Annotated in this window: 15 protein-coding genes and 1 pseudogene; 12 read left to right on the top strand and 4 right to left on the bottom strand. The window is 38.2% G+C overall.

The window, feature by feature from the left end; genetic code table 11:
- From CDZ92_RS19685 to CDZ92_RS13860, 3 genes are all read left to right on the top strand, one after another.
- Complete coding sequence (locus CDZ92_RS19685; RefSeq protein ID WP_227521553.1) at window positions 1-174, top strand: hypothetical protein; 174 nt, start codon at window positions 1-3, stop codon at window positions 172-174.
- 78 nt (window positions 175-252) lie between these two features.
- The gene (gene rlmD, locus CDZ92_RS13865; protein ID WP_096155789.1) at window positions 253-1,626 is read left to right on the top strand and encodes a 23S rRNA (uracil(1939)-C(5))-methyltransferase RlmD; all 1,374 of its coding nucleotides are present in this window, start codon (window positions 253-255) and stop codon (window positions 1,624-1,626) included.
- Between the two features lie 232 nt (window positions 1,627-1,858).
- Entirely contained in the window at window positions 1,859-2,566 is a 708-nt protein-coding gene (locus CDZ92_RS13860; protein ID WP_096155788.1) for a M48 family metallopeptidase, read from the top strand.
- Window positions 2,567-2,877: 311 nt separating this feature from the next.
- Here CDZ92_RS13860 and CDZ92_RS13855 read toward each other — a convergent pair.
- Both CDZ92_RS13855 and CDZ92_RS13850 read right to left on the bottom strand, forming a co-directional pair.
- Window positions 2,878-3,465: pseudogene (locus CDZ92_RS13855) on the bottom strand (cupin domain-containing protein); the annotation flags it as partial.
- 216 nt (window positions 3,466-3,681) lie between these two features.
- The gene (locus CDZ92_RS13850) at window positions 3,682-4,107 is read right to left on the bottom strand and encodes a DUF4064 domain-containing protein (RefSeq protein WP_227521552.1); all 426 of its coding nucleotides are present in this window, start codon (window positions 4,105-4,107) and stop codon (window positions 3,682-3,684) included.
- A gap of 181 nt (window positions 4,108-4,288) precedes the next feature.
- Here CDZ92_RS13850 and CDZ92_RS13845 point away from each other — a divergent pair, with 181 nt between their 5' ends.
- Entirely contained in the window at window positions 4,289-5,251 is a 963-nt protein-coding gene (locus CDZ92_RS13845) for an alpha/beta hydrolase (protein WP_096155786.1), read from the top strand.
- A gap of 24 nt (window positions 5,252-5,275) precedes the next feature.
- Here the strand turns inward: CDZ92_RS13845 and CDZ92_RS13840 are convergent, their stop codons facing one another.
- Window positions 5,276-6,475, bottom strand: coding sequence for a helix-turn-helix domain-containing protein (locus tag CDZ92_RS13840; protein ID WP_096155785.1), 1,200 nt, complete (start codon window positions 6,473-6,475; stop codon window positions 5,276-5,278).
- 123 nt (window positions 6,476-6,598) lie between these two features.
- Here CDZ92_RS13840 and CDZ92_RS13835 point away from each other — a divergent pair, with 123 nt between their 5' ends.
- The 3 genes from CDZ92_RS13835 (at window position 6,599) to CDZ92_RS13825 (ending at window position 10,382) form a co-directional block, all read left to right on the top strand.
- A complete protein-coding gene (locus CDZ92_RS13835; protein ID WP_096155784.1) occupies window positions 6,599-7,891 on the top strand; it encodes an MFS transporter in 1,293 nt (430 codons plus the stop codon).
- Between the two features lie 211 nt (window positions 7,892-8,102).
- On the top strand, window positions 8,103-9,098 hold the full coding sequence (locus tag CDZ92_RS13830) for a DUF3231 family protein (protein ID WP_096155783.1): 996 nt from the start codon (window positions 8,103-8,105) through the stop codon (window positions 9,096-9,098).
- A gap of 192 nt (window positions 9,099-9,290) precedes the next feature.
- On the top strand, window positions 9,291-10,382 hold the full coding sequence (locus CDZ92_RS13825) for a GGDEF domain-containing protein (protein WP_096155782.1): 1,092 nt from the start codon (window positions 9,291-9,293) through the stop codon (window positions 10,380-10,382).
- A 59-nt stretch (window positions 10,383-10,441) separates the two neighbouring features.
- On the opposite strand, the gene hmpA is transcribed toward CDZ92_RS13825, so the two are convergent.
- Window positions 10,442-11,680 carry an NO-inducible flavohemoprotein gene (hmpA, locus tag CDZ92_RS13820; protein ID WP_096155781.1) on the bottom strand — a complete coding sequence of 413 codons (1,239 nt, stop codon included), beginning with the start codon at window positions 11,678-11,680 and terminating at the stop codon, window positions 10,442-10,444.
- 298 nt (window positions 11,681-11,978) lie between these two features.
- Between hmpA and CDZ92_RS20080 the strand changes: the two genes are divergently transcribed.
- From CDZ92_RS20080 to CDZ92_RS13800, 5 genes are all read left to right on the top strand, one after another.
- Entirely contained in the window at window positions 11,979-12,122 is a 144-nt protein-coding gene (locus tag CDZ92_RS20080; protein WP_157842795.1) for a hypothetical protein, read from the top strand.
- Window positions 12,123-12,136: 14 nt separating this feature from the next.
- The gene (locus CDZ92_RS13815; RefSeq protein ID WP_096155780.1) at window positions 12,137-12,604 is read left to right on the top strand and encodes a cytochrome c oxidase subunit II; all 468 of its coding nucleotides are present in this window, start codon (window positions 12,137-12,139) and stop codon (window positions 12,602-12,604) included.
- Window positions 12,605-12,616: 12 nt separating this feature from the next.
- The gene (locus CDZ92_RS13810) at window positions 12,617-14,296 is read left to right on the top strand and encodes a cbb3-type cytochrome c oxidase subunit I (RefSeq protein ID WP_096155779.1); all 1,680 of its coding nucleotides are present in this window, start codon (window positions 12,617-12,619) and stop codon (window positions 14,294-14,296) included.
- 636 nt (window positions 14,297-14,932) lie between these two features.
- Entirely contained in the window at window positions 14,933-15,634 is a 702-nt protein-coding gene (locus CDZ92_RS13805; protein WP_369679949.1) for an SCO family protein, read from the top strand.
- On the top strand, window positions 15,631-16,185 hold the full coding sequence (locus CDZ92_RS13800) for a hypothetical protein (RefSeq protein WP_096155777.1): 555 nt from the start codon (window positions 15,631-15,633) through the stop codon (window positions 16,183-16,185). The genes CDZ92_RS13805 and CDZ92_RS13800 overlap by 4 nt, the downstream gene beginning before the upstream one ends.
- Window positions 16,186-16,244: the final 59 nt, after the last annotated feature.

Raw genomic sequence — 16,244 nt, 5'->3', positions numbered from 1 at the left:
ATGGAAATATTTTTTCTATTATGGTGGGTTATCGGAATTGTAGCTTTATTTTGGGTTTACAATGATGCTGCCGATAAACGTGGCACAAACATTGGATGTTTATGGGCACTAATCGTCTTTATCCTTGGCCCTTTAGGTTTTATTGCGTATTTATTTGTTCGAAACGCAGATTAAATCATTTAGTGAACTGGAATGAACAGAGTGGAATATGGTACAATCGGATAAGCATTTTAACGTGAAGGAAGATCTGATATGAATACAACCATACCTCCAGTTCAGAAAAACGAATACTATCATGTGACATTTGAAGATTTGACACATGACGGAGCTGGGGTAGCTAAGATAGATGGCTATCCTATTTTTGTGTCTGGTGCTTTACCTGAAGAGGAAGCAAACATTAAAGTTATAAAAGTGAAAAAAGGATATGCCATTGGCCGCCTGATAGAAACATATAAAGAGAGTCCGTACCGTGTCGAAGCACCATGTCCAATCTATAAACAATGTGGCGGATGTCAGCTTCAACACTTAAGCTATGAAGGTCAATTAATAGCGAAAAGAAAGCAAGTACAAGACGTACTTGAGCGAATTGGTGGATTAAAAGATGTCCCAGTTCACCCTGTACTTGGCATGAGCGAACCGTGGCGTTACCGTAACAAGGCGCAAGTGCCTATTGGCGAGCGGGAAGGTGGTCTCGTGGCAGGATTTTACCAACAGCGTACCCACGAAATCATTGAAATGAAAGAATGTTTAATCCAACAAGAAAAAAACGATGAAGTCGTCCAAACAGTTAAAGCAATTTGCGAAAAATATGGTGTGAGAGCGTATGACGAACCAAAGCACAAAGGTGTACTGCGTCATATTATGGCACGTTACGGTCTAGTAACAGGAGAAGTAATGGTTGTCCTGGTAACGAAAACGGCTGAATTACCTAATAAAAACCAGATTATTGCAGAAATCGCAGAGCAGGTACCTAACGTAAAATCTATCGTTCAAAACGTTAACTCCAAAAAGACGAACGTCATTTTTGGCGATGAAACAAACGTACTTTGGGGAGAAGAATATATTTATGACTTCATTGGTGATATAAAATTCGCCATTTCAGCACGCTCGTTCTATCAAGTCAACCCAGAGCAAACGAAAGTGTTATATGGGAAGGCTTTGGAATACGCTCAGCTTACGGGAGAAGAAAATGTCATTGATGCATATTGTGGCATTGGCACCATTTCGTTATTTTTAGCGCAAAAAGCAAAAAAAGTGTACGGAGTAGAAATAGTACCTGAGGCAATTGAAGATGCGAAGCGAAACGCTACTTTAAATGAAATAAACAACGTAGAATTTGCCGTTGGGGAAGCAGAAGTAGTCATTCCGAACTGGTATAAACAAGGTATAAAAGCAGACACCCTTGTCGTCGATCCACCAAGAAAAGGCTGTGACGACGCACTTTTACAAACCATTATTGAAATGAAGCCTAAGAGAGTAGTCTACGTTTCTTGTAATCCAGCGACATTAGCTCGTGACCTGAAAGTGCTAGAAGGCGGCGGATACAAGACGGTTGAAGTACAGCCAGTTGATATGTTCCCACAGACAACGCATTGTGAAGCCGTTGCGCTTATTGAGTTAAAATAGTGAGGAAGATTTAGTTCGTAGCATAACTTGAGTAAAGATTGTTTTACGTTTCCTCGGACTAATGGTCTGAGGTTTTTTTAGAACGCTACAGACTAAAGATACACGTATGTTCCGTAAGATGGTGAATGCAGTAGTTATACCGTATTGGCACAATGCTCTATTTTAATGAGAAATTATCCCCGTCCCGGTTTCTCACTATATTGAAAAAGTACATGATATGTAAGGTGATAAAATGATACATACTTATTCAGGAGAAACAATTCATTTTGAGGTAAAGTACAAAAATCGCACATCGATTGGGATACGTATAGACGGTTATGGAAATGTGGAGGTCCAAGCTCCTAAAGGTACGCCAGATGAAAAAGTGATTCAATTGTTAGAAGAAAAATGGGATCTGATTCAGCAAAAATCAAAGGAAATGAAGGATAGACTGCTTGGGCAGCAGGAGAAGGCCTATAATCAAGAGGAAAGTGTTCTTTTTTTAGGGAAAACGTTTCCTGTAAAAATTATTCAAGATACTACCATTCAACAAGACTATGCCATGTTTGACGAAAAACATATTAATGTATATGTGAAACAGGCGGAGGACGAAAAGATAAAACAAGCCTTGAAGCGGTTCTATTATCAAGAATGTAAGGCTTTAGTAGAGAAAAGTATAAAACACTATCAAAATAACTTTAAAGTAAAACCTCGCTCTATCCGTATTTCTGATAGTAAAACTACGTGGGGAACTTGTGATTCCCAATTAAAGTTAACGTTTAATTGGAGGCTGGCAATGGCCCCGATTAAAGTGATTGATTATGTAGTTGTCCATGAAATGTGTCATATGGTGCATCTGAATCACGACCGTTCCTTCTGGCGCCTTGTCGGAAAAATATCACCAGACTATAAAGAACAGGAAAGTTGGTTAGCGCAGTCAAGTTGGAAAATGACTGTTTAATGGGTTTTAGGGATCAGGAGTAGTTGCCCTGCCCCCTAAAATCCACCATATCCTCACTACATATTCTTACTTTGCTGAAGAAGTTTCGATTCTCCTGTTTGTTCCCAGCGTTCAACTGTTTCGTATGCTTCTTCTGGGGAGTAGCCCTTGCCTACTAGAACGCCCATTAGAATAAATTCTTGAAGAATGTGCGTAGCATTTATTCCTCTTTGCACATCCTCTAACCCTTCTTCTACCAAAAACTCTGTGTACTTCACCCATTCTTCTGGAGTTTTGCCAAAAACAACGGTATTCCCATTTGTATGGTCATGTTCTTCCGCAGCCTCGGCATCAGCTTTCGTTGCGTGAACCGTACCGAACGGGTGATTCGGCGGTGCGTAGATGGAATAAAGTTTCAGTGGCGTACTACCTGTATTCGTTAGATTGTGCCAAGCTCCGGCAGGGATAACGATGGAATAATCATCATAAACTTCTTGCTGTAGCGTTAAGTTATCTGCTCTATTCCCCATCCGAACAATTCCTTCTCCTTGTTCAATTCGTAAAAATTGATCAACATCTGGATGCATTTCTAATCCAATGTCTTCGCCAACATTAAGGCTCATCAATGTAATTTGAAATTGTGATCCTGTCCATAAAGCTGTACGGAAAGTATCATTTTGAAGCGTTGCTTTATTGATATCCACAACAAACGGATTTGGGCCGTAATCTTGTAATGCTATACCTCCATTTTCGTTCGAATAACGGTGGCAATAGTATTGGTGATAAGAGTTGTTTACATAAGGGTGAGTCCAGTGGCCTAACTGTCTTTCATAGTTAGGAACATTCACATAATAGGGATGTTGAGACGGTTGAGACGAGTAAAAACTTTGATACGGATACAAATAATGAGAGTGGTGCATTTTTCCTCCATCCTTTCACATTTCATAAAACTATCCTATGCGTTTGTGGAAGGAATGAGCATGGTCATCGGATTTCAGTGCCAGGCCCCAAGCTTTTGGTGGGAATTAAGAAAAATAAAAAGCAACTATTAGAGTAATAGTTGCTTCTGTAACGATTGTCTATTAAAGTGGTGGTTACTAATCTTTATGAGAATCAAACCCCGTCCCCGTTTCTCATCAAACTTCCGGAGTTACTACCTTAGGTTTCCTAACGAAACACATGATTCCTGCAATCAAGAAAAGTAAACCAGGTAAGAACCCAAATCCAACTGTTCCAACTGTTATGACAACTGCTGCAAGAATAAGAGCGATACCTGCAAGAATAGGTTTTTTATTACCTTTTATCGCCCAAGTACCAACTAATCCTAAAATAAGTGACACAATTCCAACAATAATAAGCGTAGGCCCTACAGACTCAATCATGCCGAAGAAACCTTCTAAATCTTCTGCTGCTAAAGCAGGATCAGCTGCTAGTTCATCCTTCATTGAATCTTGAAAGTCTGAGTTTGTTGCAAGGCTATTTACCAAAAATCCAATCATGGATAAAAGCCCACTCAAGACAATACCAATAACTGCCAAAATCATTTCTGTTGAACGCTTCAAAGTACTTTCCCACTATATGTATTGCTCCAATTTAAAATTAGAAGCTTATAACTATTATAGTTTCATATACAAAAAAATACATCCTAAAATTGTAAATAAAACAAATTTTTTACTCAATATATTTTATACTTTTATAAAGTACTTATTTACTACATAATAAAACATATATAGGGGGAAAAAGATGAAAAAGAAACTAATTATATACTCGTCTATTGTTCTAGTAATTTTACTCGTTGCATACGGTGCTATCGGAAACTATTTTTACAATTATGCTTTAAATGCCCAAGACGAAAAAGAGTTTATGGAAGACAATCCACATTTACAAGAAAGTGTGGCGGTTATGGCTGACGTTGCGGAGGTAGCAGAGCAAGCAGATAATCAATTTAAATTAGACCACCCACCAACAGAAACATCCATCATCTCTAACGACAAAAAACAGTTAAAACTTCAAGGTTACATCTACGAAAATGAAGAAGCCAACTCAAAATGGGCAATTGTTGCACATGGATATACGAGTAGAGCATCCAGCATGACAAGATACACCCGCAATTTCCATGAACAAGGCTATAATGTGTTAGCTCCAGATCTCAGAGGTCACGGCAACAGTGAAGGGAACTATATCGGAATGGGCTGGCATGACAGGTTGGACATGCTACAATGGATTGACGAAATCATTCAAAAAGACCCAAATGCCGAAATTGTGTTATTCGGAGTTTCAATGGGTGGAGCTACAGTCATGATGGCATCCGGAGAAGAGCTACCTTCCAACGTTAAAGTAATTGTACAAGACTGTGGTTACTCTTCTGTTAGCGATGTATTCACCTACCAACTCGATGACCTATTCGGACTACCGCCATTTCCGGTACTGAACGCAGCCAATACTGTAACAAATATACGTGCAGGATATGACCTTTTCGAAGCGTCTGCCGTCAACCAAGTGGCAAAAAGCAAAACACCAATCCTCTTCATCCACGGAGATGAAGACACGTTCGTTCCATATGAAATGTTATACGAAGTGTATGAAGCGGCAACAGTAGAAAAAGAAAAACTTATCATTAAAGGCGCAGGCCACGGGGATGCAGAAAAAGTAGACCCAGAAACATATTGGAACACAGTATGGAGCTTTATAGGGAAATTCATGTAATAACAAAGGAGTGAGACAGCCATCTCACTCCTTCTTCACTATCTCCAATACGTCCATGCTGAATTTTTTGTAAAGCGAAGGCGGTATCGACTTGAAATTCTCAACAGAATTTTCTGCTAATCTAACAGCCTCTAATGTTTCTCCAAATTCATACTTTATCAACGCCTTATAGCAATCAATCACATAAAAGAAGGATAAATCAATCGGATGATGAATATCTGGTGGCACGACTTTTTCAAAAGCTTCTAACGCCTCTTCATATCTACCTAGATAAAATAATGCTTTTCCACGCTCTAGTACAAAATAAGGTTCATACAAGACTGGAATAGCAGCTAATGAATTATCCGCGACTTGTAAAGCTTTTTCATACTCCTTCTTTTCTGAAATTAAAGTCATTATATTTAACAAATGATAAAACAGTATGCTAGAAGCATGGTCAGCAAATTCTCCATATTGTCTTAATTTTTTTAAATAATATTCTCGCTTCTCATGATTTTCTGCAACCATTGAATACGCTGCAGCTAATCTGTATAAATCATCCACTAAGTAAAAGATTCGCTTTTCTCTTGAGAATTGAATTGCTCGCTCCATCACTTCCGTAGCATTCTCTTCTTTTCCTACCGCAAAAAGTAGTCCAGCCTCATGATAATCGAGCTCTAACTTTGTTAATGGTTCCAAGTGTAAATGCTTCGCTTCCAGTTCTTCTCTTTCTTTTACAAAAATGTCCAATGCACCTTGGTAGTCATGCTCCACAAATTTTGTTGTCGCCCGGAAAATACCTATAGAAGCCCGGTTGGAAGAAATATTAAGCTCATCAAAGAGCTTTGCTGCTTGATCCAAATAAGGCTGCCACCCTTCTTTTTTTTCCCAATACATAGCGTAACTATATAATTCAAGCAACCGCGCCGCTTCATAACCTTGTGAGAGGTCTTCTACTGAAATAAGATCCAATAATTTTTTATACTTCACCTCTTTATCTTCACTACTAAACAGCTTTTCCGCCTGATCTAACATATCTTGTACATGTTCTGTATTGGCCCCACCGACTAACTCAGCTATATCCACTTCCAGCTGCTCCGCAATATAAGTCAAACTTTCCATCGATGGCTGTGCTTTATTATTTTCAATAAGGCTTAGCATACCTTTCGTTAATTTTTTTCCTGCTAGCCCCTCTAATGTAAGCTTTTTCTGCTTTCTCAATTTTCTTATCCGTTCACCAAGCATGTAACGACAACTCCTTATAATGCCTATTTGTTTAATTATATTAAACTTTTTGTTGAAATGGAAGTAAAGAGTATGGTATGATTTGTTTAATTAAATTAAACATTTAAATAACGGGGTGTTTTCATGAGTGAAGAAATGAAGATTAGAAGAGCCACGTATCACCTTTATACATTTATGATTAGTAAGTTAACATCAACTTTTGGTGCGCAAGTGTATACATTCGCGATTAGCTTCTACATCTTACAACTAACAGGATCAGCAGCGAGTTTTGCCATAAATTTAATTTGCGGTATTTTACCACGTACGATTGTTGGCCCATTCGCAGGGGCCATCATTGACCGCTACTCCAAAAAGATGATTGTCATCATCGCCCAAATAGCAACCACCTTAACAATTGCCGGACTTCTTATCGTGACCTTAACACAAGGTTTATCCTTAATATCAATCTATGTTACTACGAGTATTCTATCTCTTACGTCCACGTTTTCTGGAATTGCCTTTACATCTTCTATTACAGCTTTAATTGATAAAGGAAGAATTCAGAGAGCAATGTCTTTAAACCAAATGGCGGTATCATTTGCCTCAATAGGGAGTCCTGCAGTAGGTGGGATGTTATACGGTACGGTTTCTATCCCAGTTTTCCTAATCATTTATATTGTTGCCTCTACCATTGCAGTAATTCTCGAATCCACTATGGATTTCAAACTTTTTGCATCAGTGAAAGATAACATTCACGACAAAAAAGAAACAATGTGGCAAAGCATGAAGGCGGGGTTAGGATATTTGAAATTGCAACCAATCATTTTAGTTATCATGTGGCTAGGGCTAATGGTTAACTTCTTGTTTGGTGCATTTGAAGTAGGATACTCGTTCATTCTTATTGAAAAGTTAAAGATAGAAGCGCAACATTTCGGATTTACACAAGGAGCTTTTTCGTTAGGAATGATTCTAATGTCCATATACTTCTCGATTAGAAAAGAAATCCGTTTTCCGATGCTAGTATCAAAGTGGGGTATCGTCTCAATAGGATTCATTATCGCATCGGTATCCATCCCATTAGTTCTAGATTTAAGCTATGGTCTTATCGTTGGCTTTTATATGATTCTTATGTTTACTTTTGGCTCGTGCATAATGTTAATAAACACACCGTTGCAAGTGATGCTGCAAAAAACAATCGATGATGACTACAAAGGCCGTGTATTCTCCATCATTGAAACAATGTCAATGGCCTTAATGCCACTCGGAATGGTGTTATACGGATTCCTTTACGATATCCTCCCAGCTCAATGGGTACTTATCGTATCAGCAGTTCTTCTTATCACCCTTACACTTATCCTAGCAAGGCCATCTGTTGTACGCACTTTGCACCCTGAACTAGAGCAGGAAACTAAGCAAGTGTTGAAGAGTGTTGGATGAAGGTTCAAAAAACCAGTACCTCCTCCGTGTCAAGGAGTAGGTGCTGTTTTTTTTATGTGCAGATAAGCTTCATCTCCTATATGAAGACCACCTTGCACGAAATATTTGCCCGAGATGAACTTCAGTTCCTTTATATAATTCATTTTGCTTAATAATCTTCCCTACTAGTGTAAATACTAATACCAATGTTATTTACTAGGAAGGTGAAACAATGAACAAGAATGAGATCAACTTAACCGCAACGGAAATGAGTTATTTATGGTCAGCATATCAAAGTCAAAGTTTAAATAGATGCTTATTGAAGTATTTTGATGAAATAGTAGAAGACGAAGAAATAAAGAAAGTTAATACACAATCGTTACAACATTGTGTGTCCTATTTAGAAGAGATACGAACCATCTTTGATGCGGAAAACTTTCCAATCCCGATTGGTTTTTCAGTTGAAGAAGATGTTCATCTTAACGCGACAAGGCTTTATACCGACCCGTTTATTCTTTATTTTCAATGGTTCTTTGGTAAAGGCAACTTAACATTTGGTTCCGTTGCTCTAAACACATTAGCTCGGGAAGATGCTTTCACTTTCTTTGAAAGGTTTATTCGAGAAGGTGTACAAACGTTAAGGTCATCAAGAGAACTACTGTTAAATAAAGGCCTATGGATACGCTCACCATACATACCTGTTCCAGAAAACGTCGATACCGTGAAACGAGAAAGTTTTTTCGATGGCTGGATCGGGGAGCAACGACCACTTGTAGGTGTGGAAATAGCGAATCTTTTCTACAATATCCTTACAAACTCTATTGGAGTCGCATTAATGAATAGCTTTATCCAAACAACAAAAAACAAAGAGTTAAAAGCGTACTTACTTAGAGGAAAAGAGATTGCCTTAAAACATATTGACGTTCTATCAACTTCCCTACAAAAAGAAGAATTGCCTGTGCCGTCTGCTTGGAATGCAGGTATTACTGATTCTAACGAGGCGCCTTTTTCTGATAAACTTATTTTAAACTTAGTTTGTTTATTAAATGCCCAAGGTGTAGCAAATTACGGTGTTGCGATATCTACAACGATGAGACGGGATTTAGGTCTTAATTTTAATCGTTTGTCAGAAGAAGTATTGAAATATGCAGAAGACGGAACCGAGATACTAATTAAATATGAGTGGTTGGAAAGTCCCCCACAAGCCCCTAGATATAATGGAAAGTAAATGGGTGAGTCTTTCAGAAAGTTTTTAGCCTTTCTGAGAGACTTGCCCTTTGCTAATTCAATTAATGTTAAATATTAACAATTTCACCATTATTTTTCCCCGTATTTTTCCACGATAGATTGGCTTAAGTTTCCCTGATATGATACGTTTCTCTAGAAGTTTATTTTTTGTATTTATACTGGAGTGTTTTATATGTATGAAGCTATACAATCGATCCTGACCAACATAGCAATTATTTTTGTTATGCACCTATTTATTAATCTATTAATTGTAAATAGAGAGAATTTAACACGTCCTATTCTATTTCCTGTCGGTATGATTTCTATTACAAGCTTAGCCGTCATAAGCATTATGTACTTTCCCATTCATTTCGGAGAATTTCGCTTTGATTTGCGATTAATCCCCCTTGTTATTCTAGGTTTTAAATGGGGATGGAAATATGCTATATCAACGTTAATCATTACGGGCCTTTGGCGTTTAAATATAGGAGGAGAAGGTGCCATTCTTGGAGTGATTTTCGGGATGACGTTGCCTATTCTTGTTTCCTTACTATTTCATAGATGGAAGAAAGCTCAATTAAGTATAGCTACAGTTCTTTATATAGTTACATTCGCGTGGCTTGTGTCAGATGTGCCAATGATTTTTATTTTGCCGGATGGATTTACTTTTTTTACAGAATATGCATTTTATCGATATGTTTCCTTGTTATTAACAACACTTGCTCTTGCATTTTTTATTAAAAGCGCAGAAAAAGAAATAGATCTTAAGGAACAACTTAAATTCTACGCAGAACATGATTCTTTAACAGGATTATATAATGTTAGACGTTTTGAAAAAATGGTGCAATTGACACCTAAAAGTAAGAAAGAAGAAAGAGAATACATCGCAATGTTGGACATTGACCATTTCAAGAAAATAAATGACACGTTCGGGCATATTAGTGGAGATATAATATTAAGAAGATTTTCAGAAATTATTTTAGAGCATACGCTTGAAAAAAATAAACATTCAATTGTCGGAAGATATGGTGGAGAAGAATTCATTATCCATGTTAAAGGGGAAAATGAAGAAGAAATCCGAAATTTTGCCGAGTCATTAATAAAAAAAGTTGAAAATAGTGAATTTCTAACGAAGGACTCTACCGTCATACGAGTCACTGTTTCTATCGGATTGGCAGAGTTAGACAAAGAAGATAATTTATATAAAACAATTGCCCTAGCTGATAGAGCGTTATATGAAGCGAAAAATAAAGGGCGTAACCAATACATAATTTGGAATAATTAATTGATGGAAAAGTTAGAGGAACAGTACACTAAACACTGTTCCTCTTGTTTTTTATAAGTTTAGTTCAATTGATCCGCAGGACCAAAAAATTCAAAATGAACTTTCTCAGTCGGTATTCCTAAACTTCTCAATGACTGATTAACAGATTTCATAAACGGCACAGGGCCACAGAAGTAGAAAGTGCCATCGATGTTTTCACCAACTACCGATTTCAACCACTCTTTGTCTACAAAACTTTCTTTATCAAATTCACCTTTTAAACGGTCTTCTTCTGTCGGCTTTTCATAGCAAACAAAATAGTTAACATTTTCATTTGCACCAGCTACCTCTTTTACATGCTCATGCATCGCGTGCGTGTTACCGTTTATTGCTGCATGTATGAATGTAACTTTACGCTCAGGTTGTTTTTCCGCGATCATATTCAGCATACTAATCATCGGTGTTAATCCAACCCCGCCACTAATTAATACAACAGGCTCGTTACTATTAACGTCTAGCACAAAATCTCCAGCTGGTGCAGTTACCTCAATAACATCTCCAACCTGAATGTGTTCATGTAAGAAGTTAGACGCAACACCACCAGGAATGTGTTCCGCACCTTCTTCACGTTTTACACTAATGCGGTAGTAGTCTTTTCCAGGTGCATCCGATAAGCTGTATTGGCGGATATGTGTGTACTGTTCACCTTCGATTTTGCAACGAACGCTAATATATTGACCAGGTACGAAAGAGGAAATAGCTTCCCCATCTTTAGCTTTTAAGTAGAAAGAAGTAATAACATCGCTTTCTATTACTTTCTTATCAATAACAAATTCTCTAAAGCCATTCCAGCCACCATTTAGTGCTGCAGCTTCTTCATACATTTCTTTTTCCACTTGAATAAATACATCTGCAATCACTCCGTACGCTTTACCCCAAGCATCAATAATTTCATCAGTAGCAGCCTCACCTAATACATCTTTTATCGCTAAAAGAAGGTGTTTTCCCACAATCGGGTATTGTTCTGCTTTAATTTCTAAACTTCTATGTTTATGTGCAATCTGTTTTACAACAGGAATAATTGCTTCTAAGTTCTCAATGTATTGTGCAGCCGCATATACCGTATTCGCAAGTGCTCGTGGTTGCTTCCCTTGCTTTTGGTTCGCGTGGTTAAACACATTTAGTAATTCCGGGTGGTTCATAAACATCATTTCGTAAAAGCGTTTTGTAATTGCTTCCCCGTGTTCTGCTAAAACAGGTACAGTCGACTTTACAATTTCAATTGTTCTTGCATCTAAAGCTGTTGTAGAAGTTGTCATTCAATTACCCCTTTTCTAATAAATAAAATTCATATATGAAAACATTTATATTAAATACATCTTTAATTCTAATACTTAAACATTTAAAAGCAATATATAAAATACATCTTTCGAAAAGTGTTCACAATTGTAATTGGTAAATGTAGTTGAATATGTAGTGGAAAATGTTGCTATAATAAGGGTTTTTGATCTTCTATACCTCCTCTCCAATAAACAGAAAAGTGTGATTAAATTCACTTAATTGAAAGGGGTTCTCAGTTAAGATGAAGTTGACTAAGAGATTAGGAGGTTGATTAGGATGGAGATGCCAAAGGTTGACCGCGAAACGAAAATAGTCCAAGAAAATGAAAGAATAGGTACGTGGTTTTCAGTTGGGGTAGTGGCTACCGTTATTTTACTCACTTATGTTGGAATATTCTGGCTTTACATGGAAAGAGTTTAAGGGAGGTCAAAGTCATGAAAATGCGTCGCGATGAAGTAGTGTGGTTAGTGGTAAGTTTCGGAATTTTAATTGGAGCAATGTTCATAACTGGTTACCAAACGTTTGCATTAGGAATGGGGCCGCCGAGTGGAATGGAAACGATTGATCCACAAAAAGTGGACGAAACAGCACCGTTCGATAATCCTGGACTAAAGCAAATTGGTGACAACGAATATGAATTAGTCATGACATTACAAATTTTTAGTTTTACCCCTAATAACATTGAAATTCCAGCCGGTGCAACCGTTCATTTTATTATGACTTCTAAAGATGTTATTCACGGTATTCAAGTGGCAGGTACAAATATGAATGCGATGGTAACACCGGGACATATCCAAAGAATCACGCAAAAATTCGACACTCCTGGTGAATATTTAGTTTTATGCAATGAATATTGCGGTGTTGGTCATCAACTGATGGCAACAACCATCACGGTGAAATAGGAGGCGATCATCATGGAACCAGTCATATCTTCAAATATAAATACGAATTGGAAAACGACGTTACAAATACCTCTTGAAGATGCAAAGATAACCAAGTCGTTTTTGAGTGTAGCTTTTATTGCATTGTTAATCGGAGGTATTCTTGGATTAGTACAAGGACTGAATCGCGCGGGCCTTTTAGAAATGCCAACATGGTTTAGTTATTATCAAGTGTTAACCGCACACGGTGTTTTGCTAGTTTTAGTGTTAACCGCATTTTTTACAATCGGTTACTTTTATACAGCGATTTCTCACACATTAGGTGGACTTATTCCTAAAGTAAGAAAAATGGCTTGGATTGGTTTTTGGATGCAAATGGTCGGACTGGTCATGGCTGTTATACCAATTTTGTTAAACAAAGCAACCGTACTATTTACCTTTTATCCACCAATGGCGGCATCTCCATACTTTTATATAGGATTAGTGTTCATAGTACTCGGCATTTGGATGTGTGCTTTCGGTGTTTTTCTAAATGTTGCCCATTGGCGTAAACAAAATAAAGGCAAACACTTGCCGATTCTTTCTTACTTTGCAACAGGTGTTTTTGTCCTATTATTTTTCAGCAGTGTTCCAGTTGCGTTAGAAGTTTTCATGATCATCCCATGGGCTTTCGGTTGGGTCGAAACCATTAACGTTATGTTAAGTAGAACGCTATTTTGGGCGTTTGGTCATACACTCGTAAATATATGGTATTTAACAGCAGTTTCTGCTTGGTATGTAATCGTACCAAGAGTAATCGGTGGAAGAAGATTCAGTGACACACTAACTCGTGTTGTTATCATTCTATTAGTAGTAATGAATATTCCAGGTGGTTTCCACCATCAAATCATTGACCCTGGTATTACAGAATCAATTAAATTTATGCACGTATTCATGAGTTTAGCGATTGCCTTCCCATCGTTAATGACAGCATACGCAATGTTTTCTGTTTTTGAAAAAACAGCTCGAAGAAAAGGTGGTAGAGGAATCGTATCTTGGTATAAGAAGTTACCTTGGGGTGACGTCCGCTTCCTGGCTCCGATGATCGGTATGATCGCATTCATCCCAGGCGGCGCAGGTGGTATCGTCCAATCTACTAATCAATTAAACCAAGTAGTTCATAACACACTATGGGTAGTTGGACATTTTCACCTAACAGTAGGAACGACAGTCATATTAACTTTCTTCGGTATTAGCTACTGGTTAATTCCGTTCGTTTCAGGTCGTGTATTAACACCTAAGATTAATAGACTTGGAGTAATTCAAACGTGGATTTGGACAGTTGGTATGGTGTTCATGTCTGGGGCTATGCATTGGGTTGGTTTATTAGGGGCACCTAGAAGAACTTCCTATACAACTTACTTCGAAAATAGTACGGCATTGAGTTGGGATCCATATTTATTCTTCCTTGCAATCGGTGGAACGTTACTATTTATCGGGGTTGTGCTTCAAGTGTATAACGTATTCCATTTAATGTTCTTTGCTCCAAAAGGAAACACAGAATTCCCAATTGCAGAACCGGAAGAAAATAGTGCGAAAACGCCATATTGGACAGAGCGTTGGGGGAATTGGGTTATTATTCTATTATTCCTTGTGGCGATGGGCTACGTCATACCGTTAGTAGAGTTTATCCAAAATGCACCGCCTGGTTCTCCACCATTTAAAACGTGGTGATCCTCAAGATCGATTTGACCAGTTCGAGAAAGAAAAACGGTCATGAAAAGAGTCCTCAAGACCGATTAGACCAGTTCGAGAAAGAAAAACGGTCATGAGAAAGGTCCTCAAGACCGGTTTGACCAGTTCGAGAAAGAAAAACGGTCATGAGAAAGGTCCTCAAGACCGGTTTGACCAGTTCGAGAAAGAAAAACGGTCATGAGAAGGGTCCTCAAGACCGGTTTGACCAGTTCGAGAAAGAAAAACGGTCATGAAAAGAGTCCTCAAGACCGATTAGACCAGTTCGAGAAAGAAAAACGGTCATGAGAAAGGTCCTCAAGACCGGTTTGACCAGTTCGAGAAAGAAAAACGGTCATGAGAAGGGTCCTCAAGACCGATTAGACCAGTTTGAGAAAGAAAAACGGTCATGAAAAGAGTCCTCAAGACCGATTAGACCAGTTCGAGAAAGAAAAACGGTCATGAAAAGAGTCCTCAAGACCGATTAGACCAGTTCGAGAAAGAAAAACGGTCATGAGAAAGGTCCTCAAGACCGGTTTGACCAGTTCGAGAAAGAAAAACGGTCATGAGAAGGGTCCTCAAGACCGATTAGACCAGTTCGAGAAAGAAAAACGGTCATGACCAGGACTATAACTGTAAGTGTCATCATTACTAGCATTCCAATTAGCGATAATTTGCTTGTTATTAAAAGGAAGTGAAGTCATCATGTACAACGACAAATATACAAGAAAAGCTATTATTCTAATACTCTTATTTGGATTAGCCTTGTTTTATTTCGGCACAGACGGCTTCACGGCCTTTACGGCAGAAAAAGCGAGGGTCAATGGCTTGCTTTTGGATAAACCGAAGTTTCCGGAAGTAGTATTGGAGGACAGTAAAGCAAGGGTGTATCCATTTTCACACTTCGAAGGGAAATATGTGTTCATCACCTTTTTTTACACGTACTGCCAGACGGTTTGTGTGGAGCTTGAGATGAATATGGGAGAAGTGTATAGGCTGTTGCCAGAAGAGCTCCTTGGTGAAGATGTTGTATTTTTAAGTATTAGTTTTGATCCGATAAGGGATGAGCCTCCGATTCTTGCGAGATATAGCGGTTATGTGAAAAGTGACGAGGAAACGTGGAGAATGGCAAGGATTAACGATGAAGCTGAGTTGAATGAATTGTTGAAAAGGTTTGGTGTCATTGTCATACCTGATGATTACGGGAACTTTGCTCATAACTCGGCGTTTTATGTTGTAGATCGAAACGGATATTTAGTGGATGTATTAGATTATAAGAAGCCGGTGGAAGCAGCGAGCAGAGTGATGTCTCTTTTAGGCGAGGAGGGGACGAATAGATGATGGCTTTCTTTGGATTATTGTTATTCATCTTGCTTATCTTTCCTCCAGTCGCGGAATTAATGGAGTCCATCATGATTGTTCATATGCATATGCAGATGCCTTTGCTAGTAATTGCTGGTTTTTTAATGGGCTCGTTTTTTCAAAAGAGGTTTCCTTCTTTATTTGCAAAATGGAATGAGGATGGTACTCCAGGCATTTTGTTGTTTTCTATTGTGATGGCGTACTGGCTTTTACCACGGACGATGGATGATGCTTTAACGTCGTGGGCCGTTCAATGGTTTAAATATATTGGTCTTCCATTATTAGCTGGTGTGCCGTTACGAGATAGTTGGCTAAAGTTGAGTAGGAGAGTTAAAAACGTTGTGTGGACTGGGTTTTCCGTAACTTTCAGTGGGATGGGGATGTTATATACATTATCCCCTGTGCAGTTATGTAATAACTACTTATTGTCTGAACAAATAACCCTCGGTTGGGGCTTTATTACGATGGCAATTTGCATGGTTATTTATTTAGCATATGTGCTTTTTGTAGATGCGAGTGATTATGAGTAAGCCTTCCTTTTGCAGGGAGGTTTTTTTATATATAACAATAGAGTATAAGTTCTAATGAC

This window comes from Bacillus sp. FJAT-45066 (assembly GCF_002335755.1).
Classification (GTDB): domain Bacteria; phylum Bacillota; class Bacilli; order Bacillales; family Bacillaceae_I; genus Bacillus_CD; species Bacillus_CD alkalisoli.
This window is presented reverse-complemented; position numbering and strand designations above follow the sequence as displayed.